The sequence below is a fragment of the Streptomyces sp. NPDC050211 genome (assembly GCF_040656035.1).
Classification (GTDB): Bacteria; Actinomycetota; Actinomycetes; order Streptomycetales; family Streptomycetaceae; genus Streptomyces.
Map to the genome: position 1 here is coordinate 66,281 of NZ_JBFALC010000009.1, position 23,459 is coordinate 89,739.

21 protein-coding genes are annotated in these 23,459 nt (G+C 70.3%); 13 read left to right on the forward strand and 8 right to left on the reverse strand.

From position 1 onward, the window contains the following. Positions 1-14: 14 nt before the first annotated feature. The 3 genes from AB0I98_RS11990 to AB0I98_RS12000 form a co-directional block, all read right to left on the reverse strand. Positions 15-1,079: a substrate-binding domain-containing protein gene (locus AB0I98_RS11990; RefSeq protein ID WP_362939057.1), complete on the reverse strand. Its 1,065-nt coding sequence runs from the start codon at positions 1,077-1,079 to the stop codon at positions 15-17. Between the two features lie 306 nt (positions 1,080-1,385). Next, positions 1,386-1,808 carry a hypothetical protein gene (locus AB0I98_RS11995; protein WP_362939060.1) on the reverse strand — a complete coding sequence of 141 codons (423 nt, stop codon included), beginning with the start codon at positions 1,806-1,808 and terminating at the stop codon, positions 1,386-1,388. Positions 1,809-1,910: 102 nt separating this feature from the next. Next, positions 1,911-3,122 carry a pyridoxal phosphate-dependent aminotransferase gene (locus tag AB0I98_RS12000; RefSeq protein WP_328438812.1) on the reverse strand — a complete coding sequence of 404 codons (1,212 nt, stop codon included), beginning with the start codon at positions 3,120-3,122 and terminating at the stop codon, positions 1,911-1,913. 126 nt (positions 3,123-3,248) lie between these two features. Between AB0I98_RS12000 and AB0I98_RS12005 the strand changes: the two genes are divergently transcribed. The 3 genes from AB0I98_RS12005 to AB0I98_RS12015 all read left to right on the forward strand — a co-directional run bounded on the left by AB0I98_RS12005 (position 3,249) and on the right by AB0I98_RS12015 (position 6,312). Then, a complete protein-coding gene (locus tag AB0I98_RS12005; protein ID WP_362939063.1) occupies positions 3,249-3,887 on the forward strand; it encodes a hypothetical protein in 639 nt (212 codons plus the stop codon). A 68-nt stretch (positions 3,888-3,955) separates the two neighbouring features. Continuing rightward, entirely contained in the window at positions 3,956-5,167 is a 1,212-nt protein-coding gene (locus AB0I98_RS12010) for a sialidase family protein (protein ID WP_362939066.1), read from the forward strand. Between the two features lie 218 nt (positions 5,168-5,385). Next, positions 5,386-6,312 (forward strand): serine protease, encoded by a 927-nt coding sequence (locus AB0I98_RS12015; RefSeq protein WP_362939069.1) that lies wholly within the window; start codon positions 5,386-5,388, stop codon positions 6,310-6,312. A gap of 29 nt (positions 6,313-6,341) precedes the next feature. Here the strand turns inward: AB0I98_RS12015 and AB0I98_RS12020 are convergent, their stop codons facing one another. Both AB0I98_RS12020 and AB0I98_RS12025 read right to left on the reverse strand, forming a co-directional pair. After that, positions 6,342-7,961 carry a D-aminoacylase gene (locus AB0I98_RS12020; protein WP_362939072.1) on the reverse strand — a complete coding sequence of 540 codons (1,620 nt, stop codon included), beginning with the start codon at positions 7,959-7,961 and terminating at the stop codon, positions 6,342-6,344. Between the two features lie 11 nt (positions 7,962-7,972). Next, complete coding sequence (locus AB0I98_RS12025; protein WP_362939076.1) at positions 7,973-9,238, reverse strand: amino acid deaminase; 1,266 nt, start codon at positions 9,236-9,238, stop codon at positions 7,973-7,975. A 200-nt stretch (positions 9,239-9,438) separates the two neighbouring features. On the opposite strand from AB0I98_RS12025, the gene AB0I98_RS12030 reads away from it, so the two are divergent. From AB0I98_RS12030 to AB0I98_RS12050, 5 genes are all read left to right on the forward strand, one after another. Then, positions 9,439-10,683: a sugar kinase gene (locus AB0I98_RS12030; RefSeq protein ID WP_362939525.1), complete on the forward strand. Its 1,245-nt coding sequence runs from the start codon at positions 9,439-9,441 to the stop codon at positions 10,681-10,683. Beyond that, positions 10,680-11,441, forward strand: coding sequence for an IclR family transcriptional regulator (locus AB0I98_RS12035; protein ID WP_362939079.1), 762 nt, complete (start codon positions 10,680-10,682; stop codon positions 11,439-11,441). The genes AB0I98_RS12030 and AB0I98_RS12035 overlap by 4 nt, the downstream gene beginning before the upstream one ends. After that, positions 11,438-11,848, forward strand: coding sequence for a RidA family protein (locus AB0I98_RS12040; RefSeq protein ID WP_362939082.1), 411 nt, complete (start codon positions 11,438-11,440; stop codon positions 11,846-11,848). Before AB0I98_RS12035 ends, AB0I98_RS12040 begins: the two co-directional genes overlap by 4 nt. Before the next feature lie 119 nt (positions 11,849-11,967). After that, positions 11,968-13,446, forward strand: coding sequence for a gluconate:H+ symporter (locus AB0I98_RS12045; protein ID WP_362939085.1), 1,479 nt, complete (start codon positions 11,968-11,970; stop codon positions 13,444-13,446). A 65-nt stretch (positions 13,447-13,511) separates the two neighbouring features. Further along, entirely contained in the window at positions 13,512-14,018 is a 507-nt protein-coding gene (locus AB0I98_RS12050) for a hypothetical protein (RefSeq protein ID WP_362939088.1), read from the forward strand. Positions 14,019-14,038: 20 nt separating this feature from the next. Here AB0I98_RS12050 and AB0I98_RS12055 read toward each other — a convergent pair whose 3' ends face one another. Further along, a complete protein-coding gene (locus tag AB0I98_RS12055) occupies positions 14,039-15,394 on the reverse strand; it encodes a M14 family metallopeptidase (protein ID WP_362939091.1) in 1,356 nt (451 codons plus the stop codon). Positions 15,395-15,716: 322 nt separating this feature from the next. On the opposite strand from AB0I98_RS12055, the gene AB0I98_RS12060 reads away from it, so the two are divergent. From AB0I98_RS12060 to AB0I98_RS12080, 5 genes are all read left to right on the forward strand, one after another. Continuing rightward, a complete protein-coding gene (locus AB0I98_RS12060) occupies positions 15,717-18,035 on the forward strand; it encodes a LuxR C-terminal-related transcriptional regulator (RefSeq protein ID WP_362939094.1) in 2,319 nt (772 codons plus the stop codon). Positions 18,036-18,075: 40 nt separating this feature from the next. Continuing rightward, on the forward strand, positions 18,076-18,984 hold the full coding sequence (locus AB0I98_RS12065) for an MEDS domain-containing protein (RefSeq protein ID WP_362939097.1): 909 nt from the start codon (positions 18,076-18,078) through the stop codon (positions 18,982-18,984). Positions 18,985-19,060: 76 nt separating this feature from the next. Further along, positions 19,061-19,537: an ATP-binding protein gene (locus AB0I98_RS12070; RefSeq protein ID WP_362939100.1), complete on the forward strand. Its 477-nt coding sequence runs from the start codon at positions 19,061-19,063 to the stop codon at positions 19,535-19,537. 73 nt (positions 19,538-19,610) lie between these two features. Next, on the forward strand, positions 19,611-20,921 hold the full coding sequence (locus tag AB0I98_RS12075) for an Nramp family divalent metal transporter (RefSeq protein WP_362939103.1): 1,311 nt from the start codon (positions 19,611-19,613) through the stop codon (positions 20,919-20,921). A gap of 27 nt (positions 20,922-20,948) precedes the next feature. Continuing rightward, a complete protein-coding gene (locus AB0I98_RS12080) occupies positions 20,949-21,356 on the forward strand; it encodes a hypothetical protein (protein ID WP_362939106.1) in 408 nt (135 codons plus the stop codon). Here AB0I98_RS12080 and AB0I98_RS12085 read toward each other — a convergent pair. Both AB0I98_RS12085 and AB0I98_RS12090 read right to left on the reverse strand, forming a co-directional pair. Then, positions 21,338-22,594, reverse strand: a complete 1,257-nt coding sequence (locus AB0I98_RS12085) for a hypothetical protein (protein ID WP_362939109.1) — start codon at positions 22,592-22,594, stop codon at positions 21,338-21,340. The genes AB0I98_RS12080 and AB0I98_RS12085 overlap by 19 nt on opposite strands. 61 nt (positions 22,595-22,655) lie before the next feature. Further along, a complete protein-coding gene (locus AB0I98_RS12090) occupies positions 22,656-23,174 on the reverse strand; it encodes a SigE family RNA polymerase sigma factor (protein ID WP_362939112.1) in 519 nt (172 codons plus the stop codon). Positions 23,175-23,459: the final 285 nt, after the last annotated feature.

A 23,459-nucleotide genomic window follows, 5' to 3' on the forward strand; every position in this document is an offset into this window, starting at 1 on the left:
TACTGCTTCCCCCCTTATCCGCGCGCCCGTCGCGCCAGCTCGTGCAGCACCTTGGAGGTGGGCACGGGCGCCTGGCGGACGCCGGTCAGTTCGTGCTTGAGATAGGTGGTGTCCGCGGCGAACTCGGTGGCCTCGCCCTGCGGGCGGAACCCGTGCCGGGCCTCCAGCTTGCGCAACTGTGGGTCCGTGGAGAGGAGTTCGGCGAGGGCCTTGCCGTTGTCGGTGAGCGGTACGACGGTGTGGTCGCTGTTGACCGTGGTGTCCGGGTAGAGGACGACCAGGTCGTCGGGGGTTTGTCCCTCCGTCAGCAGGGACGCGACCTGGGACTCGTAGACCACCACGAGCGGGTTGCCGGCGCCGCTGACGAAGTCCCGGAAGACGGCGTCACTGCTGGACTGCTGGGCGCCCTGCACGCTGACGAGCTTGTGCAGCAGCGGGGCGGTGCGGTCGATCTCGGTGCCGGAGGCGACGACCTTTCCGCCGTTCTCGACGTAGGAGGCGGCGGCGAGGTAGAGGGCGCCGGAGTTGGAGCTCTCGGGGTCGGTGCTGGACAGATACAGCGTGCCCGTCAGCTCTCCGTACTTGCCGGCGCCCTTGAGCTGCTGCCAGGTGCGGTCCGCGCGGGCGGCGTCCAGATAGGCGCTCATCTTCAGCGTGCCCCGGTGCGACTCGTCCAGCGTGGCGAGACCGTTCGCCTCGAGCACCTCGGCGGCGTTCTTGTGCGCCACTACGACGAGGGGGGAGTAGAAGGGGCGCGGAAGGGTTCCCGACACCTTGTACTTCGCGGCCAGTTCGACGGCCGGTGCCTGGCTCGACGGCAGCGCGAGGTCGTACCCCTTGAGGTTGAGCCCTTCCATGGCCCAGGACCCGGAGGTCTCGGCCTTCACGGTGTAGCCCTTGGCGGCAAGGGCGTCCACCACCTCGGGATCGGCGAAGAACTCTGCCTTCTCCGACCCGATCACCGCGCGCACGGTCTTCGTTGCCGTGCCCTTGTCCTCGCCTTGTCGGCCTGCCACGACGGCTGCCACCACTCCGCCGATCAGCAGCACCGCGAGGAAGATTCCTGCGATACGTCTCACGCCCGGAGCGTGCTCGCGGAATCCAACGTTCCCCGTTGCCTGCGATGAACAGAAGGTGACACGGCCGTCCCGGTACACAACGGGAATCAGCCACGCCGCGAACTTCTTGTCCTGAGCATCCGAGGCAGGCGTCAAGCGAACGCCCCGAAGGGGCGCGGGGAACTGCGCGACCAGCCACAACGGACCCGCAGCCGCCCACCACAAGGCCCCCCACGACGAACCGCCCCGGCCCAAGCCGACGCAGTGCTATGGCACCCGGTCCGCGCGTCGCTGCGGGTGCACGCGGACCGGGGCCGTTCAGGGGGATCAGCCGACGCCGGTCAGTTCCTGCGGCTCGGCCTGTGCGGCGGCATGCGCGTCCATGCGCTCCGCGGCCAGAATCGCCGCCGCCGTATCGGCGCGGGCCGCGGCGACGACCAGGGCGCGGCCGGCGAGCGCGTGTGCCCGTTCGTGCAGGGTGGTGACATGCCGTCCGCCGCCGGCGGGCACCGCACGGACCGGCGGCCTGCCTCCCCGAAGCCGGGCCACCTGCTCCACGAGCCGCTCCGCAGCCGTGTCCAGATCGCCGGACGGTGCTTGCGCGCGCAGTTCGTCGGTGATCGCGAGGAGCGCGGCGAGATGGCCCGCGAGCTGGATGTCCAGCTCCTCCTCACGGGACCGGTGGGGGAAGTCCGAGGACGTGCCGGCCATCGAGCTGTGGACCGACTTGGTGCGGATCGGTTCGTACATGGGGATGGCCTCCTGTGCTCTGACAGAAGTCATCCTAGCTTAGATTTCGTCTAAAGTTGAGCGCTTCACAGAACCGGATCACGCATCCACACTGCGTGAGCGTCAGGTCTGGCTGTAGCCGTCCAGGAAGTTCCCGATCCGCCCCACAGCGTCCCGCAGATCCCCGACCGTCGGCAGCGTCACCACGCGGAAGTGGTCCTGCTCGGGCCAGTTGAAGCCGGTGCCCTGGACGACCATGATCTTCTCGCGCCGGAGCAGATCCAGGACCATTCGCCGGTCGTCCCTGATCTTGAAGACCTTGGGATCGAGCCGCGGGAACAGATACAGCGCCCCCTTCGGCTTCACGCACGTCACACCCGGGATCTGCGTCAGCAGCTCATACGCCACGTCCCGCTGCTCGCGCAGCCGTCCGCCAGGCAGCACCAGGTCGTTGATGGTCTGGCGTCCGCTCAGTGCGGCGACCACACCGTGCTGCCCCGGCATGTTCGCGCACAGCCGCATGTTCGCCAGGATCGTCAGACCCTCGATATAGGAGTCGGCGTGCGCGCGCGGACCCGAGATCGACATCCAGCCGACCCGGTAGCCGGCCACCCGGTACGCCTTCGACATGCCGTTGAAGGTGAGCGTCAGCAGATCCGGGGCCACGGCCGCGGTCGGCGTGTGCGTGGCACCGTCGTAGAGGATCTTGTCGTAGATCTCGTCGGAGCAGACCAGCAGATTGTTGCGGCGGGCGATGTCGGTCAGGCCCTTGAGGACGGCCTCGTCGTAGACCGCGCCGGTCGGGTTGTTCGGGTTGATGATCACGATCGCCTTGGTGCGGTCGGTGACCTTCCGTTCGATGTCCGCGAGGTCGGGCATCCAGTCGGACTGCTCGTCGCAGCGGTAGTGCACGGCCGTACCGCCGGAGAGCGAGACGGCTGCCGTCCACAGCGGGTAGTCAGGAGCCGGGACCAGCACCTCGTCCCCGTCGTCCAGCAGGCCCTGCATCGCCATGACGATCAGCTCGGAGACGCCGTTGCCGACGAAGACGTGCTCGACGTCCGTCTCGATGCCGAGGGTCTGGTTGTGCATGACGACGGCCCGGCGTGCCGCCAGCAGGCCCTTCGCGTCGCCGTAGCCATGGGCCGACGACACATTGCGGAGGATGTCCTCGAGGATCTCGGGCGGGCACTCGAAGCCGAACGCCGCCGGGTTGCCCGTGTTCAGCTTGAGGATCCGATGCCCGGCCGCCTCAAGCCGCATCGCCTCCTCGAGCACCGGGCCCCGGATCTCGTAACAGACGTTGGCGAGCTTGGTCGACTGGATCACCTGCATGTCTGGGAGCTTACGGCCCGGTAACGCGGTCGCGGCCGTGTTTTCCGCCACGTGAGACGAGCGGGTTTGGACTGTTATCGCCGGTAGCTGTCCCAGGGGTCCCTTGCGTCCCTACAATCCACGGTCATGTCCAGGCCATCGGAACAGGCAAGCGCGCACGCGGAGGACGGCGACCCTCACAGACCGCCGAACGTGTACCTCCCGCAGCCTCCGCAGTCCCCGGTCTACGACGCATACGCCGACCCGGCCGCCGCGCACGGCTGGCACGACACCGCCTACGACGACACGGCCCAGTTGCCTCCGGTGGCGGCCGAAGTGCCCGCGCAACGGTCGGGCCACCGCGGCCGCCACCGCCCCCTCGGCCTCCGCTCGCGCCGCGTGATGCTCACCGCCGGCGCGGCGGGCGCCGTCTCGGTGGCCGCCGTGATCGCCGCGCTCTCCTTCTCCGGCTCGCCCTCGGGCGGCGCACGGGGCGGGCCGGAGCGGACCGGCCCGACGGCCGGTGACTCCGTGTCGCCCACGGGTACGGAGTCCTCCCCGGGGACGCTCGCCGACCGGCCGGGGTCCTCCGGTGCGGCTTCCCCGCGTAAGAGCGCTTCACCGAGCGCCACCGCGCCCGCCACCGGCAGCACACAGGAGCCCTCGAACGCCACCACGAGTACGGCCCCACCGAGTTCCGCCGCCACGAACACCGCGGCTGCCGCCCCCAGTTCCTCCCGAGACCACCCGGGAAAGGGGCAGGGAACCACCAAGAAGCCAAATTGAGGGCACGGTGCATACCCGCCATGATGAGGAGACCAACGAGCCGCCCTTTCCCGAGTCGCCGCTTATTCGTGCTCGGCGCTGTCGCGATCGTCGTCGCCGCACTGGTGGTCGTCGCCCGGCCAGGGGCGGATCAGGCCGACAGTGCGGATGGCGAGCCGGAGGGAAGATGCGCATCGTCGGTGCCGTACACCTCGGGCACGGGCGGCTACGCCAGTTACCGCATACCCGCCGTCGTGCGGACCTCCGCCGGGACCTTGCTCGCCTTCGCTGAAGGGCGGTCAGGTGGCAAGGAGGACCACGGCGACATCGACATCGTGCTCAGGCGGTCGCGCGACGGTGGGTGCACGTGGGGGCAGTTGCAGATCGTCGCGGCCGGCGACGGGGACACCCGGGGCAATCCGGCGCCGGTCGTCGATCCCCGGACCGGGAACGTCGTGCTCGTCACTTCGTACCACAGCGGTGACGTCACGGAAGCGCGGATTCTACGCGGTGAGGCCACGGACGAGCAGGGCCGCCGGGTCTTCGTGCAGACGAGCAAGGACGACGGGCGGTCCTTCTCCGCGGCCCGGGAGATCACGTCGGCAGTGAAGCGGCCCGGCTGGCGCTGGTACGCCACGGGGCCGGGGCACGCCGTCGCGCTGACACGGGGTGACCACGCGGGACGCCTGGTCGTGCCCGCCAACCACTCCTCCGCGCCGCCCTCGGGGTCGCCGGACACCGGCCAGGAGCCCAAGTACTACGGGGCGCACACGATCTACAGCGACGACGGAGGGCGGTCCTGGCGCCTCGGTTTCGTCGAGGACGCCTACGAGGGCGTGCACAACGCCAACGAGTCGACGGCGGCTCAACTGCCGGACGGGCGGCTGTACTTCAATGCCCGGAACCAGAAGGGGACGAGCCCGGGGAACCGCCTCGACACCTACTCCAGCGATGGGGGCGCGGGCCTCGACCGAGGCTATGCGGAGCAGAGGTCGCTGAACGACGTGCCCTTGGTGGAGGGCAGCGTGCTGCAACTGGCCGGGGAAAGGGGGAACCTGCTGTTCTCGGGGCCCTCCGTGCCGACCGACCGTGCGGCGATGGCGCTGTGGAGCAGTACGGACGGCGGCCGGTCCTTCGGCAAGGCGCTGACCCTGTCCTCCCGGAAGGCCGCGTACTCGGACCTCGTGCAGGCCGATGCCGAGACCGTGGGGATCCTGTACGAAACAGGTGTCGAGACGGCGTACGAAGTGATCGAGTTCCGGCGCGTCCCGTTGCGGGAGTTGACGACAGACGGCGACTAGAAGTGTGCCGGATGTGGTGACCTGACCGCCCTCCCGTGAACGTCCTGCGCGGCCCGCCCAACACCCCCGCCCCGCGGTGATAGGGAAACCCCTACGGACTGAACTCGCCAGTAGGTAAGTCCTTGTCCGCACCCCCCTCGTACGTGAGTATGTGCATGACAACAACGTGGGTGACCGGAGATTCTTCGGTCACCTTCTCCGTATGAGGGGACCCCCACATGAGAAAACCTCTGGTCGTCGGGCTCTGTGCCCTGGCGCTTGCCGGAGTGGGCGCCAGCCCCGCCGTCGCGGTCGAGCCCACCCCCACGGGCTCGGTCACGGGCGGGGAACCGGGCACGCTCTCGGGCGCGGTCCACGACGTGGTCACGTCCGCCACGGCGAGCGTCTCCCGGCTCACGGCGCCGAAGGCGCAGGCCGTCACGTTCGCCGGCACCGTCGCGCTGAGCAACTGCTCCGGCTCGGTCGTCCGCTTCCCGGACTCGGAGGACAACGACCCGGCGCTGGTGATGTCCAACGGCCACTGCCTGGAGTCCGGCTTCCCCGAGCCCGGCGAGGTCATCGTCGACCAGGCCTCCAGCCGCACCTTCAGCCTGCTGAACTCCGCCGGTTCCCGCGTCGCGACGCTGCGGGCCAGCAAGATCGCGTACGCGACGATGACCGACACGGACGTCTCGATGTACCAGCTCACCACCACCTACGGTGCGATCAAGAGCTCGTACGGCATAGACCCGCTGACGATCAGCGAAGCGCGCCCCGCCGCCGGCACCGCCATCACCGTCGTCTCCGGCTACTGGAAGCAGACGTACGCCTGCGACATCGACGGCTTCGCCCACCGCCTCAAGGAGGGCGACTGGACCTGGAAGGACTCGGTCCGTTACACCGACTCCTGCGACACCATCGGGGGCACCTCGGGCTCGCCGGTGGTCGACAACGCGACCGGTCAGGTCGTCGCCGTCAACAACACCCTCAACGAGGACGGCGCGCGCTGCACCGTGAACAATCCCTGCGAGGTCGCCGAGAACGGCACGGTCACCGTCCACACGGGCATCGGCTACGGCCAGCAGACCTACCAGATGGCGCCCTGCTTCGGCGTCGACAACAAGCTCGACCTGAGCGCGAGCGGCTGCACCCTGCCCAAGCCGTAGGGCAGGGGAAGTAGCTCGAGCGACGTGACTCAAGCGAGGGCGGGCGGAGTTCCACGGACCGCCCGCCCCGCGAGTACGTCCGTCCGCCGCCCGTCCTCGATCACGAACCGGCCGTCGATCAGGACGTGCGGAATGCCCGTCGGCAGCGCGCGCGGTCGCTCGAAGGTCGAGCCCGCCGCCACCGTCGCCGGGTCGAACAGCACCAGGTCCGCCCGGTAGCCCTCGCGGACCAGGCCCCGGTCCGGCAGCCGCAGCCGCGCGGCCGGGCGTGAGGTGAGGTGGGCGACGCACTCCTCCAGGGATAGCACGCCCAACTCCCGTACATACCGGCCGAGATACTGCGGAAACGTCCCGTACGCGCGCGGATGCGGCTTCGTCCCCTGGAGGATGCCGTCCGAGCCGCCCGTGTGGACGGGGTGCCGCATGATCGCGCGGACGTTCTCCTCGTGGCCCACGTGCTGAAGGATCGTCGAACCGAGCCGGTCCTCCAGCAGCAGACGCCGCGCGGTCACCCAAGGGGCCTCGCCGCGCAGGTCCGCCGACTCCTGGACCGTACGGCCCACATAGTCGTCCAGGCCCGTCTCGCTCACGCCGGAGATCTCGATCGTGTCCCACTCGATCGGCACGCCATGGCACCCGTCCGCGCCCACGACCTCCATGTGATGGCGGATCCGTTCGGCCGTCTCCTCGTCCGCGAGCCGCTTGAGGATCGCCTCCGGGCCGCCCTCGCTCGCCCAGCTCGGCAGCATGGCGGCCAGGGTGGTGCAGCCGGGTGTGTAGGGGTACGTGTCGAGGCTGATGTCGGCTCCGGCTGCCAGCGCGTCGTCCAGCAGCGTCAGCAGCTCCGGCGCGCGGCCCTTGTTCACGCCGAAGTTCATGGTGGCGTGGGCGAGATGGAGTGCGCAGCCCGCCTCCCGGGTCAGGGCGACCATCTCCTCGTACGCCTCAAGGGCGCCCGCGCCGTACGAGCGGTGGTGCGGGCAGTAGTAGCCGCCGTACTCCGCCACCACCCGGCACAGCTCGGTGAGTTCGGCGTCCTTGGCGTACATGCCGGGGGTATAGGTGAGCCCCGACGACATGCCGACCGCGCCCTGCCGCATCCCCTCCGCGACCAACTCCCGCATCCGGTCCAGCTCTTCGGGCGTCGCCTCCCGGTCCTCCCAGCCGACGGCGAGCATCCGGACCGTGCCCTGCGGGATGAGATACGCGGCGTTCACCGCGATCCCGCGGTCCAGCCGGTCCAGATACTCGCCCACCGACCGCCAGTCGAAGTCGATGTCGTCACCGTTGCCGTTCCAGCCGGTGATCGCACGGCGCACCTCCGCGAGCGTGCGGCCGTCGACCGGCGCGTACGACAGCCCGTCCTGGCCGATGACTTCGAGCGTGACCCCCTGTGCGGCCTTGGCGCTGTGGTCGGGGTCGCGGAGCAGGGCGAGGTCGCTGTGGGCGTGCATGTCGATGAAGCCGGGGGAGAGGACGAGCCCTTCGGCATCCAACGCCCGGGTCGCCTTGGGCCGTTGGCAGCCGGCCGCCGCGGCCTCCTTGACGATCGACACGATCCGGCCGTCGTCGACGACCACATCGGCGCGGTACGCGGGCGCGCCCGAGCCGTCGACCACGTCCGCGTCACGGATGACGAGATCTGCCATGACCGGGCCTCCTAGAAGAAAGTACGGATGTAGTCGACGACCGTCCCGTCCGCCTCCGCGACCGGGATCAGCTGCCACTTGTCGAAGGACGTGCACGGGTGCGACAGGCCCATGCCGAGCCAGTCGCCCACCTCCAGGTCGGCCTCCGGGGCCGTGCGGATCCAGGCGTGCTGGTCGGAGAGGCTCGTGACCTCGATGCCGGTCGCCGGGCGCTCGGGGCCGTCCCGCCGTACGACCTGCGCGAAGGGCAGATCCAGGTCGTACGCCGCGTCCCGCTTGCCCGCGTTGGCGAAGGCCTGGTCGGGCGAGGGGCGGGAGACGATCTGCGCCCACAGGCGGAACGCGGGCTCCAGCGCGCCCTCCTCGGGGACACGGGTGAAGGGGGTCAGCTTGCGGTAGTGGCCGTCGTCGTGCGAGACGTAGGCGCCCGAGCGCAGCAACTTCAGTACCGGGCCGCCGAGTTCCGGGATCTCCGCGAAGACGTCGGCCACCGCGTCGAACCAGGCGCTGCCGCCGGCGCTGACGACGATCTCGTCCGTGCCCGTGAACCGGCCCGCCTTGTCGAAGTCGCCGGCCAGCGCGACGAGCCGCCGCAGCCAGGCGCGCACCCGCTCCGGATCGGCCTGCGGGACCTCGCCCTCGTACCCGGCGACACCGACGAGACGCAGGGTGCGGGTGGCCGCGACGGCGTCCGCGACCGCCGCGCACTCCGCCTCCGTACGCACGCCGGTACGGGCGCCCTCGCCGGCGGCGAGCTCGACGACGACGTCCAGCGGACGCGACGCGCCTCGCAGCGCGGCGTCCATCTGCTCGACGCCGCGCACGGAGTCGACGTAGCAGATGAACCGGAAATCCGGGTCCGAGTCCAGCTCGGCGGCGATCCACCGCAGAGCCGCCGGATCGACGACCTCATTGGCCAGGAAGATCCGCTGAATGCCGAAGGCCCGTGCCACGCGCACCTGGTGCGGCACGGCGAGGGTGATGCCCCAGGCACCGTGCTCGATCTGGCGGTGGAAGAGCTGCGGGGCCATGGACGTCTTGCCGTGCGGGGCGAAGGCGAGACCGTGGCGGGTCGTGTACGACTCCATGAGCGCGAGATTGTGTTCCAGCCGCTCGGCGGACAGCGCGAGCACCGGCGTGGCGAAACCGCCGGTGAAGAGGTTGCGGCGCTGGGCCGTCAGCTCGGCGACGGTCAGGCCGCCGGCGTCCGGCGGGAGGCCCTTGAAGCGGTGGTCGACACGTTCCTCGGCCAGGCGGGCGAGCGCTTCAACGGCCATCGGGCCTCCCTGATCGGCGGTGTTGCATGTACTGCAACGTTCATTGCGTATATCGCTTACCGCTGTCTAACATCTCGGCCAACGCGGGGTCAACGGAGCCGCCGACTTCCCGCACCACCCGAGGAGCTACGACCATCGTGACCGTCACCGGACCCTGCAATGCCCCCGACGTCGTGGACGTCGTCGCGCTCGGCGAGTCCATGGTCACGTTCCTCCCCACCCGCCCGGGCCGCCTCGCCGACGTCCCGTCCTTCGACCGCGGCATCGGCGGCGCGGAATCCAACGTCGCGTGCGTGCTGGCCGCCGCCGGGCATTCCGCCCGCTGGGTGAGCCGCGTCGGCACGGACGGCTTCGGCGACCACCTGACGGAGGCGATCGGGGGGTACGGCGTCGACGTGTCGGCTGTGCGGAGGGACCCGGAGCGTCCGACGGGCGTCTACTTCCGCACGGCGGGCGACCGGGCGACCGATGCGCACGAGGTCGCGTACTACCGAGCGGGGTCGGCGGCGTCGGCGATGGCCGTGGAGAACGTGGACATGGGGGCGGTGCGGGCGGGGAGGGTGCTGCACTTGTCGGGGATCACGGCGGCGCTGTCCGACGAGTGCTTCGGCCTGCTCTGGCAACTCACGGCCCCCCGCCCGGACCGACCGCTCATCTCCTTCGACGTCAACTTCCGCCCCGGCCTCTGGCACGACGCCGACGGCCCCCGCGTCCTCCTCGACCTCGCCCGTCGCGCCGACATCGTCTTCGTCGGCACGGACGAGGCCCGCACGGCCTGGGGCATCACCGGCGGCCCGGAAAAGATCCGCGAACTACTCCCGGAGCCGGGGGTGCTGGTGGTGAAGGAGGGGGCGAGGGGGGCGACTGCGTTCTCACAGACGCAGCCTGCGGGCAGTCGTGCCGCGGGGGCGGCCGAAGGCGGGCCGGCGGACAGCTGGCACCCATCCCACCCAGCTGCGGACAGTGCGCACCCATCCCGCCCAGCTGCGGGCAGTCGTGCTGCGGGGGCGGCCGAAGGTGAGCTCGCGGACAGCGCGCACCCCTCCCGTCCAGCTGCGGGCAGTCGTGCCGCTGGGGCGGCACGGGTGGGCGCAGGCGGCAACCCGCAAGCGCCGGGCAGCGCGACCCACCCCCGGCCCACCGCAACCCCGGTCACCTTCGTCCCCGCCCTCAACGTCACCCCCGTAGCCGCGGTCGGCGCCGGTGACGCCTTCGCCGCCGGATTCCTCTCCGGCACGCTCCGTGAACTCCCCGTCCGGGACCGGATCAGGCACGGTCACCTCATGGCCGCCGCCACCCTCACCGCCCCCGGCGACCTCGCCCCACCCCCCGCCCGCGACACCGCCGACCGCCTCGCCGCCCTCGACGACGAGGCGTGGGGGACACTTCGACTCGGCCCCGGCTGGACGACCCAGCAGGCCGAGGAGGAGGTACGCACCCCATGAGCCAGACCGTCGACCGCGCACTGAGCATCCTGCCGCTGCTCGCCGAGGGCCCCGCCGACCTCGGCCAGGTCGCCGACCGCCTGGGCGTCCACAAGTCCACGGCGCTGCGCCTCCTCCGCACGCTCCACGAACACGGCATGGTCTACCGCCAGTCCGACCAGCGCTACCGCCTCGGCGCCCGCCTCATCGCCCTCGCCCAGGAGGCGATGGAGAACCTCGACATCCGCGAGATCGCCCACCCCCACCTCGTACGCCTCAACGAGCAGTGCGGACACACCGTCCACCTCGCCGTGTACGAGGAGAACGAGGTCCTCTACATCGACAAGGTGGAGAGCCGCTACCCGGTGCGCATGTACTCCCGGATCGGCAAACCCGTGGCCATCACCGTCGCCGCCGTCGCCAAGCTGCTGCTCGCCGACCTCCCCGAGCACGAGCGCCGCGCCCTCGCGGAGAAGCTCGACTACCCCATGTACACGGCCCGTTCGACGCCCCACCCGGACGCCTTCCTCAGGGAACTGGCCAAGGTGCGCGAACAGGGCTGGGCCACCGACCTCGGCGGCCACGAGGAGTCCATCAACTGCGTCGCCGCACCGATCCGCGGCGCGGACGGCCGGGTCGCCGCCGCGATGTCGGTGTCCGCGCCCAACGTCGTCGTCACCGCCGACGAACTCCTCACCCTGCTCCCGCTGGTCCGCCGCACCGCGGACGCGATCAGCGGCGAGTACTCCGGCAGGACCCCGACGAAGGATGTCGTATGACCGACAAGATCGCCCTCACCCCCAAGACCCACACCACGCCGCCCGCGAAGTTCTCGCACGGAGTGAAGAAGGGCAACATCCTCCAGGTCGCCGGCCAGGTCGGCTTCCTCCCCGCCGTCGAGGGACAGCCCCCGACGCCGGCCGGCCCGACCCTGCGGGAGCAGACCCTCCAGACGCTCGCCAACGTCAAGGCGATCCTGGAGGAGGGCGGGGCCTCCTGGGACGACGTGATGATGATCCGCGTCTATCTGACGGACGTCGCCCACTTCGCCGAGATGAACGAGATCTACAACGCGTACTTCGGGGAGCAGGGCCTGACCCAGCCGCCCGCCGCGCGCACGACCGTCTACGTCGGTCTGCCCGCGGGGCTCCTCATCGAGATCGACGCGCTGGCCGTCCTCGGCTGACGCCGCCCCCTTAACTCCCGCACGCCGTAAACGGCTCGGCATCCCCCGGGGCGCCGAGCCGCGATCCCCCCTGCCCGAAAGCCTCATGCACTTACCGCATTTACGAAGAGGACCCCCAAATGTCCTATCCGCTCGCCGCCACCGCCCCCGCCGAAACACCACCCCACACCGGAGGCCTGCTCCTCCTCATCGACGGCACCGCCGGACTCCTCACCGTCGCCGCCATCGGCATCGCACTGCTCCTCTTCCTGATCATCAAGGCGAGGCTGCAGCCGTTCGTCGCGCTGCTCGCGGTCTCCATAGCCGTCGGCCTGCTCGCGGGGCTCTCGGTCACCGAGCTCTTCGGCACGGTCCAGCGCTCGGACGCCGTGTCCACCATCGAGTCCGGCATGGGCGGCATCCTCGGCCATGTCGCGATCATCATCGGCCTGGGCACCATGCTCGGCGCGATCCTCGAAGTCAGCGGCGGCGCCGAGGTGCTGGCCTCCCGGCTGCTGAACCTCTTCGGCGAGAAGCGGGCGCCGCTCGCCATGGGCGTCACCGGCGTGATCTTCGGTATCCCGGTCTTCTTCGACGTGGGCATCTTCGTTCTGGCGCCGATCGTGTACGCGGCGGCGAAGCGGAGCGGCAAGTCGATCCTGCTCTACTGCCTGCCCCTGCTGGCGGGCCTGTCGATGACCCACGCGTTCCTGCCCCCGCACCCCGGCCCGGTGGCAGCGGCGGGTCTGCTCCACGTCGACCTCGGCTGGGTCATCCTCATGGGCGTCGTCTGCGGTGTTCCCGCGGTGCTGGCCGCCTGGGTGTTCTCGGACTGGATCGGCAAGCGGATCTTCGTCGCCGTACCGCAGGACATGGTGGAGGCGGCGGCCGAGGCGAAGCTGGCGGTCGTCAACGAGCAGCGCGAGGCGGGCGTCGAGCCCCCGGAGAAGCCGGTGCCGCTCGGTACGGTCCTCGCCATCATCGGTACGCCCCTGGTGCTGATCCTCGCCGCGACCTTCTCCTCCATCGCCCTGGACCCGTCCACGGCCCGCTCGGTGATCGAGTTCTTCGGCAGCCCCTTCGTCGCCCTCACCATCGCCCTGCTGCTCGCGTACTACCTGCTCGGCATCCGGCGCGGCTGGTCCCGCAAGTCGCTGGAGAGGGTGTCCACGTCGTCCCTCAAGCCCGTCGGCAACATCCTGCTCGTCGTCGGCGCCGGCGGGATCTTCGGCGCCGTCCTCAAGGCCAGCGGCGTCGCCCAGGCCCTCTCCGACACCTTCAACGACGTCGGCCTCCCCGTGATCGTCCTCTCCTACCTGATCTCGGTCGTCCTGCGCGTCGCCCAGGGCTCGGCCACGGTGGCGATCGTCACGACAGCCGGCATCGTCGCCCCCCTCCTCTCCGAGGGCAACCACTCCCAGGCCTTCATCGCCCTCGTCATCATGGCCATCTCCGCTGGCTCCATCTTCGCCTCCCACGTCAACGACGGAGGCTTCTGGATGGTCGCCAAGTACTTCGGCATCAGCGAACGCGACACCCTCAAGACCTGGACCGTCCTTGAGACGGTGTTGTCGGTCGTGGGGTTCGTCATGGCGGCCGTACTCAGTCTGTTCATGTAGGCGTCTGATAACGAAGTCGGGGCTGGCTGTGTACGACACAGGATCGTCGACCATACTGCTGCGCTGTGGAGCAGCGCATAGGTTCGAGCAGCCAGCCCCTGGACGGCGCCGGGGTCGACCCGGCCTTCATCCCCGGGATCACCCCACCCGTGTCCGAAGAGCCGGAGGACGTGAAGCCGGAGGACACGGAGGCGGAGGAGCCGGTCGAGGAGGAGACTCCTGACGAGCCTGCCGCCTCCGAAGAGGAGGAGCAGGAGCCCGAAGAGGAGGCCGAGGAGGCCCCCGACGGGCCCGTCTTCGAGGCCTCCGACCGCCGCGCCAAGATAGTCGCCGACCACCGTGGCGTACGACTGTCCCTGGACGACCAGGAATGCGAGTTCCGCTGGGACGAGATCGGCGCGGTCGAGACGGAGTCCCCCCGCTTCGGCAAGCGTTTCACCATCACGGTGCACACCCCTGACCGACGCTGGTACCCGATCGAGATCGAGGCGTCGGCCAGGAGCAGCTTCAAGGAGTGGGAAGAACAGCTAGACGCTGTCCTGGACACCTACTTCGACGAGAACGCCGCGTAGGGGCGCGGGGAACCGCGCACCTAGCTGCAGTACTGGGCCTCTTTCCCAATAGACCTGTACATACAGTCCGCGTTCTCCAGCAACTGCAAAACGGCATCCCGGTTCCGGGACGTCTCCCGCTCGATCACCTCGTCGGGCGGGTAGAACCCACCCCCGGAACTCGACCGCGGATACATCTCGAAGGTGTACCCGAAGATCTTCTGGTTGCCCCACAGCCAGTCGTCGATCGACCCGTCGGTGATGTACAGGTCACTGGACTGCTCGGGCGTGTAGCCGTTGCTGGCGGCCATCTTGCCGCCCACCGTGGCGAAGGCGTTGCGGTCGTCGGCCGTCATGCCGGTCGTCGTGTCGGCGGTGGTGTACCCGAAGGGCCACAGCACCAGCTCGCTGTACGTGTGGAAGTCGACCCCCGCCTTGATCTGCTGCACACCGCCGACGACCCGGCTGCGCACGAAGTTGGCGACGACCTTGACCTCCGGTGCCGACTCGGCGGCAGTACCCCGGTACGTGTCCGAGGACGTCGACCCCGACGACCCACCGCAGCAGCCCCACCGGTAGTTCCAGTTCCGGTTGAGGTCGGTACCGACGTACGACGAACCGGAGTTGGGCTGCCGGTTCTTCCGCCAGGAGCGGTAGGAGCCGCTCGCGATGTCGTACTCGCCGCCGTCGGGGTTGAGGTCGGGCACGATCCAGATCTCACGGTTGTTCACCATGCTGGTGACACGGGAGTCGGTGCCGTAGTCGGACGTCAACTCCCGCAGCAGATACAGGGCCATCTCGACGGTGAGATGCTCACGCGCGTGCTGGTGGTGCGTGAACAGCACCTCCGGCTCGGACTCGTCCGTGCTGACGTTGTCGCTGATCTTGATGGCGACGATGTTCCGGCCCTGGTACGACGTGCCGATGGTCCGCTGGCTGGCGATGCTCGGGTTGGCCGAGACGAGGGAGTTGATCTCGCTCGTCATCTCCGCGTAGTTGTGGTACCTGGAGTCGGCCGACGGGAAGTCGAGCAGCCGTACGTCGTCCTCGTCGGCCGAGCGGTCCGGGACTGCGCCCAACGGCGTGACCTCGTAGCCGAGTTGGCGCAGCTTCTTGATCTGGTCGGCGCGGCCCGAGACGACCAGGCCGTGGTCGTCGGCCTCGTCGACCGTCACGCCGGACTGCTGGATCGCCGTACGGTCCTTGACCGTCGAGTGCATATGGACCTCGTACTGGCGGATGTCGTCCGCCGAGGCCGTGGGGCGGGCGCCGCCGTCCGCGGTGGCGTTCGTTGCCGTCGCGGCGAGGGGGGCCGCGAGCGCGAAGGCGGCGAGGGCGGCCAGCGCGGCGGTTCGTCTGCCGCCTCGCGCGCCTGAGCCGCGTATGCGAAGTCGCATGAAATCTCCTTGTTTCTCCAGTAATTCCGGGGTCTCCGGAGTGGGGAGTGGAGCTGGGGGGTGTCTCTCTGCGACGTACGTGTGCGGGGTGTGGCGCTCATGGTGGAGGTATGGCATGGCCCGGTCAAGAGTTGGCCGGGAGTCAGTGGCCGAAAATCGGCCGCGCAGTGTACGCGCGCCCGCCCCGGCAGACCCGGACCCCGGCGAAGTGCACCCGACGGTGTGACCGCGGCGTGCAAATATGCAATCCGCCGGGGGAGGGTGGGGGATCTCACCCCCCGGCTTTCCTCGGACCCCCACACCCCCCAAGGACTGGCTGATCATGGGCGGATCAGCGCCACGACGGGACCGTCACCTGCCGGCCGAGACGACCAGCTTCGTCGACCGCCGGGACGAACTGGCCGAAGGCCGCGAGCTGTTGGCCCGCGCCCGGCTGGTCACGCTCACCGGCCCCGGCGGCGTAGGCAAGACCCGGCTCGCCGCGCGCCTCGCGGCCCGGGTGGCCCGTGCCTTCCCGGACGGCGTGCGCTTCGTGCACCTGGCGGGCCTGCACGACCCGGCGCTCGTCCCGCTCGCCGCCGCCGACGCGCTCGGCCTGCACGACCACTCCACGCAGCCCCCGCTGGACGCCCTCGTGGACCAGGTACGGGACCGGCGGCTGCTGCTCGTCGTCGACAACTGCGAGCATCTGCTGCCCGCCTGCGCCGAACTCGCCGCCGCCCTGCTGCACGGCACCACCGGCGTCCGCGTCCTCGCCACCAGCCGCCACCGCCTCGGCCTCACCGAGGAACACCTCCTGGACGTACGGCCCTTGCCGGTCCCCGACCCCGACGGTGACCTCTCCGCCGCCGACGGCTACCCCGCCCTCGCCCTCTTCGCCGACCGCGCCGCCGCCGTCGTCCCCGGCTTCCGCCTCACCGCCGCCAACCGGGCCGCCGTCGCCCGGCTGTGCCGCCGCCTCGACGGCCTCCCGCTCGCCATCGAACTCGCCGCCGTCCGGATGCGCGTCCTCGGCGTCGAGCAGCTCCTCGACCGCCTCGACGACCGCTACCGCCTGCTGAACGCCGGCAGCCCGGCCGCCCTGCCCCGGCACCAGACCCTGTGCGCCGCCATCGACTGGAGCCACGAACTGTGCACCGAACGCGAACAGTTGGTGTGGGCGCGCGCCTCCGTGCTGGCCGGCAGCTTCGACCTGGACACGGCGGAGGCCGTATGCGCGGACGGTGAGAAGGTCGGCGCGCACGACGTCCTCGAAGCCGTCGCCGGACTTGTCGACAAGTCGGTGCTGTGCCGCGAGCCCGGCCCTGACGGGGTGCGCTACCGGCTGCTGTTCACCCTGCGCCACTACGGCCTGGAGCGGCTGCGCCGGCTGCCCGGCGAGGAGACCGCCGCCCGGCGCCGCCAGCGCGACTGGATGCTGGCGTGCGCCGCCGCCCACGAACGCGCCTGGTTCGGTTCAGGACAACGCGAGACCGTCGCCCGGCTCCGCGCCGACCAGGACAACCTGCGCGCCGCCCTCGACTTCTGTCTCACCGCCCCCGGCGAACGCCTCGCCGGACTCCGGCTCGCGGGCACCCTCTGGTTCTACTGGCACGCCTGCGGCGCACCCCGCGAGGGCCGCTACTGGCTCGACCGCGCCCTCGAAGCCAACCCCGAGCCGACACCCGAACGCGCCCGCGGCCTGTGGGTCGCCGGTCTCCTCGCCGCCGCCACCCAGGACCTCACCCGAGGCCTGGGCCTCGCCAGGGACGCCCGCCGCCTTGCCCGTCACCTTGGCGACCCGGCGGAAACCGCCCACGCCGAATACGTCATCGGCGTCCTCCAGCTCTTCGGCAACGACCTCCAGATCGCCCTCGCCCACTTCGAGACCGCCGTCGCCCGCGGCCGCGCCCCCGGCCAGCACCTCAGCATGCACGGCCTCGACAAGGTCGAACTCGCCTGCGCACTCGCCCTGCTGGGCCAGGCCGACCGTGCCGTCGCCGTCTGCGAGGCCGCGCTGCCCGAATGCGCCGAGCACGACGAGGACTGGGTGCGCTCCTACCTGCTGCGGATCCTCGCCCTCGCCCACACCGTCCGCCAGGACTGGCCACGCGCCGAACGGCACGCCCTCGACGCGCTGCGCCGCAAGCTCGACGTCCACGACGTCATCGGCATCGGCCTCACCCTCGACCTGCTCGCCGTGATCGCCGCCGAACGCGGCAACCCGGAACGCGCCGCCGTTCTGCTCGGCGCCGCCGACCGCGTCTGGGCGGACATCGACAAAGGCCGCTGGGGCTCGGACGCCCTCAACTCCGCACGAAGACAGTGCGAGGAGCGGGCGCGCGCCAAGCTGGACGAGTCCGCGTTCCAGCGGTCGTACGAACGCGGCAGTGCGTACGGCCTCACCGAGGCCGTCGCCTACGCCCTCAGCGACGAACAGCCACCGGACGACACCAGCGAGCGGCCCTCCAACGGCGTCCGCCTCACCCGCCGTGAGACGGAGGTCGCCGCGCTCGTCGCCGAAGGGCTCGCCAACCAGCAGATCGCCGACCGACTGGTGATCGCCCGCCGAACCGCCGAAGGCCATGTGGAACGCATCCTCAGCAAGCTCGGCTTCAGCAACCGCAGCCAGATCGCCGCCTGGGTGGCGGCCCAGCGCTGAACCCGTCAGGCACCTCCCTCCCCGACCTCGAAGGGAACCCGTGACCAACCACTCCGCCCCAGCCCACGGGGCGTTCGACCACCGTATGGCCGTCTTCGGCACGGACGACGCATTCGTCGCCGCCGCCCTCCCGTTCCTCACCGAAGGCCTCGGCGCCCCCGGCGAACCCCCGCCCGTCGCCATCGCCGCCCCCGGCAAGCTGGACCTGCTGCGGGACGCGCTCGGCGGCGACGCCAAGAGCGTCGGCCTGATCCCGCAGACCGACTGGTACACCGGCAATGCCGCCAACGCCGTCGCCCAGGGCGCCGGTTACCTCGCCGCGCACGCCGGACCCGGCGGCCGTATCCACCTCCTCATGGAACCCGTCTGGGACGGCCGCGCCGGACGCTCACCCCGCGAGACCGCCGAGTGGATCCGCTACGAGGCACTCGCCAACCTCCTCTTCGCGCCGCTCGCGACCACCGCCCTGTGCGCGTACGACACCCGCACCGCCGGAGCCGCCATCGTCGCCGCCGCCCGCCGCGCCCACCCCGGCACGGGCGCCTACGTGGACCCGGTCACGCTCGCCGCCGAGCTGGACGCCGTACCGCTGCCGGAGCCTCCGGCGGACGCGCAGCACCTCCACCACCCGGACCCGGACGCGCTGTGCGCCGGCGCGGTCGCCCGTGGACTGTCCGCCGCGGACGCCGAGTTGTTCGCCGGCTCCGTCCTCGCGGCGGCGGCCTCCCTCGGGCCGGTCACCGGTGCGCTGCTGTGGGGCGCCGCGCCCGCCTGCGTCTGCGAGCTGCGCACCACACGCCGCGTCGCCGACCCGCTCGCCGGGTTCGTCCCGCCGCCCGACGCCGAACTCGAGCCGGAGCAGGGGCTGTGGTTCGCCCGCCAGGTGTGCGCGTACGTCGATGTGCGCGACGACGCGGAGGGGGCGACCGTCCGCCTGCAGTACGGGTAGGCGTACGTCGACGCAGGTACGGAAACAGGTAGTCCTCCCCGTGTGCGGTACACGCGGGGAGGACACCGTAATAACCATGCTGCAACTCTCCGGGGGACGCCTCCCGGAACCCGGTCCCAGGTACGGCGCCTACCCCCAACCGCCCTTGGGGGCGGGCCACTTGAGCGTCGAGTACGAGCCGCGTGCGACTGCCGTCGGCGAGGCGCGCAGGGAGGTTCGCCGGCAGCTGGAGATATGGGGACTGGGCGAGCGGGAGGACGTTGCCGACACTGCCGAACTGCTCGTCAGCGAGCTGGCGACCAACGCGCTGCTGCACTCCGAGAGCCGCTTCACGCTCACCATGACCGCCGCACATGGTGTTCTGCGGTGCGAGGTCACTGACGAGGGTGATGGGCAGCCGCGAGTTCTGGACGCGGGGACGTCGGAGAGTGGTCGGGGGATGTTTCTGGTCGATTCCCTTGCCCGGCGCTGGGGCTGCCACCAGGACGGGACGGGCACAACAGTCTGGTTCGAGTTGGGAACCTGTGGATGCAACGGCTGTGGCCGGCTCTAGCCGTGTGCGCATCGGGTGCTGATCGGCGCACGCCCCCTTGTGCCGTCGTACGCTTTGCGCTTTCTTGATCGGCATGGCGGAGACGACGGGAAACCAGGCGACGGGTCAGGCCACCACCCCACCTCGCAAGTCCAGTTGGAAGTACATCGGCCCCGGCATCGTCGTCGCGGCGACCGGTGTCGGGGCCGGTGACCTGGTGGCGACGCTGATCGCGGGCAGCAACTTCGGGTACACCCTGCTGTGGGCCGCCGTCATCGGCTGCCTCGTCAAGATCTCGTTGGCGGAGGCGGCGGGGCGCTGGCATCTGTCCACGGGGCGGACTCTGTTCGACGGGTGGGCGAGTCTGGGGCGCTGGACGACGTGGTTCTTCGTCGTCTACGTCGTGATCTGGGGCTTCGTCTATGGCGCGGCGGCGATGTCGTCCAGCGCGCTCCCCCTCCAGGCGCTGTTCCCGGACGTGATGGACCTCAAGTGGTGGGGCATCGCGTGCGGGCTGGTCGGGCTGGTGTTCGTCTGGTTCAACAAGTACGCGGTGTTCGAGAAGGTCATGACGGTGCTGGTCGGCGTCATGTTCGTGGTGACGGTGTATCTGGCGATCCGGGTCACGCCGAACCTCGGCGACGCCTTCGCCGGTCTGCTGCCGGTCCTCCCCGACGAGAAGGACTCGATCCTCAACACGCTGGGCCTGATCGGCGGCGTCGGCGGAACCATCACGCTGGCCGCGTACGGGTACTGGGTCAACGCCAAGGGGTGGACGAACACCGGGTGGATGAAGGTGATGCGCCTGGACAACCGGGTCGCCTATGCCACGACCGGCATCTTCGTCGTCGCCATGCTCTTCGTCGGCGCGGAGATGCTGCACTCCGCGAACATCGCCATCGCCAGCGGCGACAAGGGCCTCATCCAGCTCGGCGACATCCTGGAGGACGAGTACGGCTCGGCGACGGCGAAGTTCTTCCTGATCGGCTTCTTCGCCACCTCCTTCACCTCCCTCATCGGCGTCTGGCACGGCGTGAGCCTGATGTTCGCGGACTTCGTGGCCCGGCAGCAGAAGCGCGAGAAGGCGACGGGCGAGGAGGTGGCGTCCGGCGAGCGCGAGCGGTCCTGGCCGTTCCGCGCCTACCTGCTGTGGCTCACCTTCCCGCCCATGGTCCTGCTCTTCGAGGGCCAGCCCTTCCGTCTCATCATCATCTACGGCGTCCTGGGCGCGGCCTTCCTCCCCTTCCTCGCCGGCACCCTGATCTGGCTCCTCAACAGCTCACGGACCCCGCGCGAATGGCGCAACGGCCCGGTGAGCAACGCGATGCTCGCGATCGCCGGTCTGCTGTTCCTGGTGCTGTGCGTGAAGCAGGTCTGGGACCAGCCCTGGTCGGAGTTCTTCTAGCTCGGTGGGCCGCGTTACCGTGCGCTCATGCAGCAGCCCGATCCCGGCCCACCGCCGTCATCACCGCCCGGCTTCGGCCCGCCCCCGCAGCCGTACGTCCCCGCGCCGCCCGGTCCACCGCCGTACGCCCCACCGTCGTACGCCCCGCCCCAGGCTCCCGCGGGCCCGGAGTTCCTGGCCGTGGACCGGCGCAACGCCGTCGTCGTGGACTCCTCAGGGGTCTCCTTCGAGAACCACGGCATGAACCTCGAGCTGACCTGGCCCGAGATCCGCAGCGTCCACTACAAGGCGAACGGCAACGTCCTCGTCGTCGGGGTCGTCCACGTCGACGGGCGGTTCTTCGAGTGTGCGGTCGACGCCAGGCGCGGCGACCGGCTGCGGGAGTGGTTCGGTCAGCTGGCGGGCGTGCTGGGGTACTACCGGCCCATGGGCTGAACCCACTCCGGGCTGAGGGCGATCTGCCGCAGCTCGGCGATGGTCAGTGCCGGGGTGTCCCGAGTGGCCGCAGTGTCCTGGGCACCGGAGTTGAACGCGCTCACCACGACCCTCAGGCCGTCCGTGCGGATGGTGTCCACGGTCCACATGACGACCCCCTCGCCGCCCTTCTCGCCGGGGCCCTGGTGCACGGCTACCTTCGTGCCGTCGTCGAGGACCTCGGCGTCCGCACCGAAGAGCTGGCCCTCGACGTCGCTCATGTCGGGCTGCACATTGATCTGGACGAGGCTCAGCCCGTTCCCGTCGTCGGCCACGACATAGCCGTACTCGCCCTCGCCACCGCGGGAGACGACCTCGGTGTCCTTCGGCAGCAGGGCCGCGAGGGTCTTCTGCACCGCCTCGCCCGTGGGGGCGGCCGGCGGGGCCGAGGCCGTGGTCTCGGGGGACGCCTTCTTCTTCTCGGTACTCCTGTCGGCGGTGTCGATGGCGATCGTCCAGAAGTCCTTGGTGACGATGTCCTTCAACTGCGCGGGTGACAGGGGCGGTTGGTCACGGGTGACCGGAGCGTCCATCTCGGCCTCGGCGTTCCACTCGCTCAGCGTGACGTGATGGCCGTACGGCGTGACGAGCGAGGCGTACCACCGCTTCGTGTCCACGCGGCGGTCCGGGTACTGGTACCCCTGGTAGATCATGAGCGTGCCGTCGTGCACCTTGCTGGTGGTGCAGGCGTCGTACTTCATGAGGGCCTTGTCCGGGCAGGTGGTCAGCCGCTCGGCCTCCTTGCTGCCCGCCTCGACCCTGCCCAGGTCGACGTTGACGCGTGCGCCGCCCTTTCCGTCGTCGTAGACGAGCGAGGCGTACGGCGCCCCTCCCACGGTGCCTTGGCCCCTCTGCATGCTGTACGTCCCCTTGGGGAGCATCTCCTCAAGGGCCTGGATGAGGGTGTCGTCGGACAGTTGACCGTCGGGGCGCGGGCTCGGTGTGGAGCTTCCGGCGGCCACGGAACGCCGTCCGCCGGCATCGTCCGCCGGCAGCAGCAGCGCCCCGCCGACGCCCACCAGTGCGATCCCGGCGACGCTGCCGACGAGGGCCGCACGGCGGCGGTTGTGCAGTCGGCGGCCACGTGCGGCGCCGGCGGCGACGAGGGCGGAGCGCTCGGTCTCGAAGTGGTCGCCGGCCTCGATCAGGGCGGTGGCGAGCTGGTTCTCGAAGCGGTCTTCCTGGTGTTCGGAGGGCATGACGAACCACCGTTTCTACTGAGGTGTCGGTCGGTGAAGTGAGTGGGGCCGGGTGGGTGGCTCAGGTCGCCGCGTACTCGCCGAGATCCTCGCCGAGGAGTTCGCGCAGCCGGGCCAGCGCACGGGTGCACCGGGTGCGGACCGCGGCCGAGCTGGCGTTCATCGCGTCGGCGGTCTCCTCGATGGAGCGGTCCTCCCAGTAGCGCAGGACGACCACCGCCCGGTCCTTGGCGGGCAGCCGGGAGAGCGCCTCCAGCAGGGTGAGCCGGAGGGACGTGTCGCCGTCGGCTGCGTACGGCAGCTCCGGCAGGACGTCCGTGGCGCGCTCGGTGCTGCTGCGGCGGCGCTGATGGGCGAGGAAGGTGCGGGTGAGGACGGTCTGCGCGTACGCGGCCGGGTTGTCCACCCGGGCGACGCGGCCCCATCTGACGTACAGCCGCCCGAGGGTCTCCTGCACCAGATCCTCGGCGAGGTGCGTGTCTCCGGCGGTCAGCAGACATGCGGACCGGTAGAGGTGCCCCGCGCGTGCCGTGGCGAACGCCGCGTACTCTTCGTACCCGCCCGCGCGGACCTGTCTCATGTACGCCCCCATCGTCGGCCTTCACCTCATTGATGCGGTGGGCCCGGGGAAATGTTTCACAGCGGATCGAGAGCGGGCGCTGGGTCGACCGAAACCGAAACCATTGGCACAGGAGACGGGCGAAGTGAGCTGACCCCGGTTTCGTGGAGTCCCGGGGCAGCTCAAGGTCTGGCCTGCTTCGAAGGCTGGCCGTATTGGGTCTCGTCTCCGGCGAGGACCTCGGGCAGTCAGAGGGGCTATTCGATTGCGGACGTAGCCGATGGCTTGGCACGGTTCAGGGCATCA

Coding starts and splice junctions, on each gene's coding strand:
- AB0I98_RS11995 (WP_362939060.1), bottom strand. CDS start 1,808: ATGTACGAACCGATCCGCACCAAGTCGGTCCACAGCTCGATGGCCGGC.
- AB0I98_RS12000 (WP_328438812.1), bottom strand. CDS start 3,122: ATGCAGGTGATCCAGTCGACCAAGCTCGCCAACGTCTGTTACGAGATC.
- AB0I98_RS12005 (WP_362939063.1), top strand. CDS start 3,249: ATGTCCAGGCCATCGGAACAGGCAAGCGCGCACGCGGAGGACGGCGAC.
- AB0I98_RS12015 (WP_362939069.1), top strand. CDS start 5,386: ATGAGAAAACCTCTGGTCGTCGGGCTCTGTGCCCTGGCGCTTGCCGGA.
- AB0I98_RS12020 (WP_362939072.1), bottom strand. CDS start 7,961: ATGGCAGATCTCGTCATCCGTGACGCGGACGTGGTCGACGGCTCGGGC.
- AB0I98_RS12025 (WP_362939076.1), bottom strand. CDS start 9,238: ATGGCCGTTGAAGCGCTCGCCCGCCTGGCCGAGGAACGTGTCGACCAC.
- AB0I98_RS12030 (WP_362939525.1), top strand. CDS start 9,439: ATGGTCACGTTCCTCCCCACCCGCCCGGGCCGCCTCGCCGACGTCCCG.
- AB0I98_RS12035 (WP_362939079.1), top strand. CDS start 10,680: ATGAGCCAGACCGTCGACCGCGCACTGAGCATCCTGCCGCTGCTCGCC.
- AB0I98_RS12040 (WP_362939082.1), top strand. CDS start 11,438: ATGACCGACAAGATCGCCCTCACCCCCAAGACCCACACCACGCCGCCC.
- AB0I98_RS12045 (WP_362939085.1), top strand. CDS start 11,968: ATGTCCTATCCGCTCGCCGCCACCGCCCCCGCCGAAACACCACCCCAC.
- AB0I98_RS12055 (WP_362939091.1), bottom strand. CDS start 15,394: ATGCGACTTCGCATACGCGGCTCAGGCGCGCGAGGCGGCAGACGAACC.
- AB0I98_RS12060 (WP_362939094.1), top strand. CDS start 15,717: ATGGGCGGATCAGCGCCACGACGGGACCGTCACCTGCCGGCCGAGACG.
- AB0I98_RS12070 (WP_362939100.1), top strand. CDS start 19,061: ATGCTGCAACTCTCCGGGGGACGCCTCCCGGAACCCGGTCCCAGGTAC.
- AB0I98_RS12075 (WP_362939103.1), top strand. CDS start 19,611: ATGGCGGAGACGACGGGAAACCAGGCGACGGGTCAGGCCACCACCCCA.
- AB0I98_RS12080 (WP_362939106.1), top strand. CDS start 20,949: ATGCAGCAGCCCGATCCCGGCCCACCGCCGTCATCACCGCCCGGCTTC.
- AB0I98_RS12085 (WP_362939109.1), bottom strand. CDS start 22,594: ATGCCCTCCGAACACCAGGAAGACCGCTTCGAGAACCAGCTCGCCACC.
- AB0I98_RS12090 (WP_362939112.1), bottom strand. CDS start 23,174: ATGAGACAGGTCCGCGCGGGCGGGTACGAAGAGTACGCGGCGTTCGCC.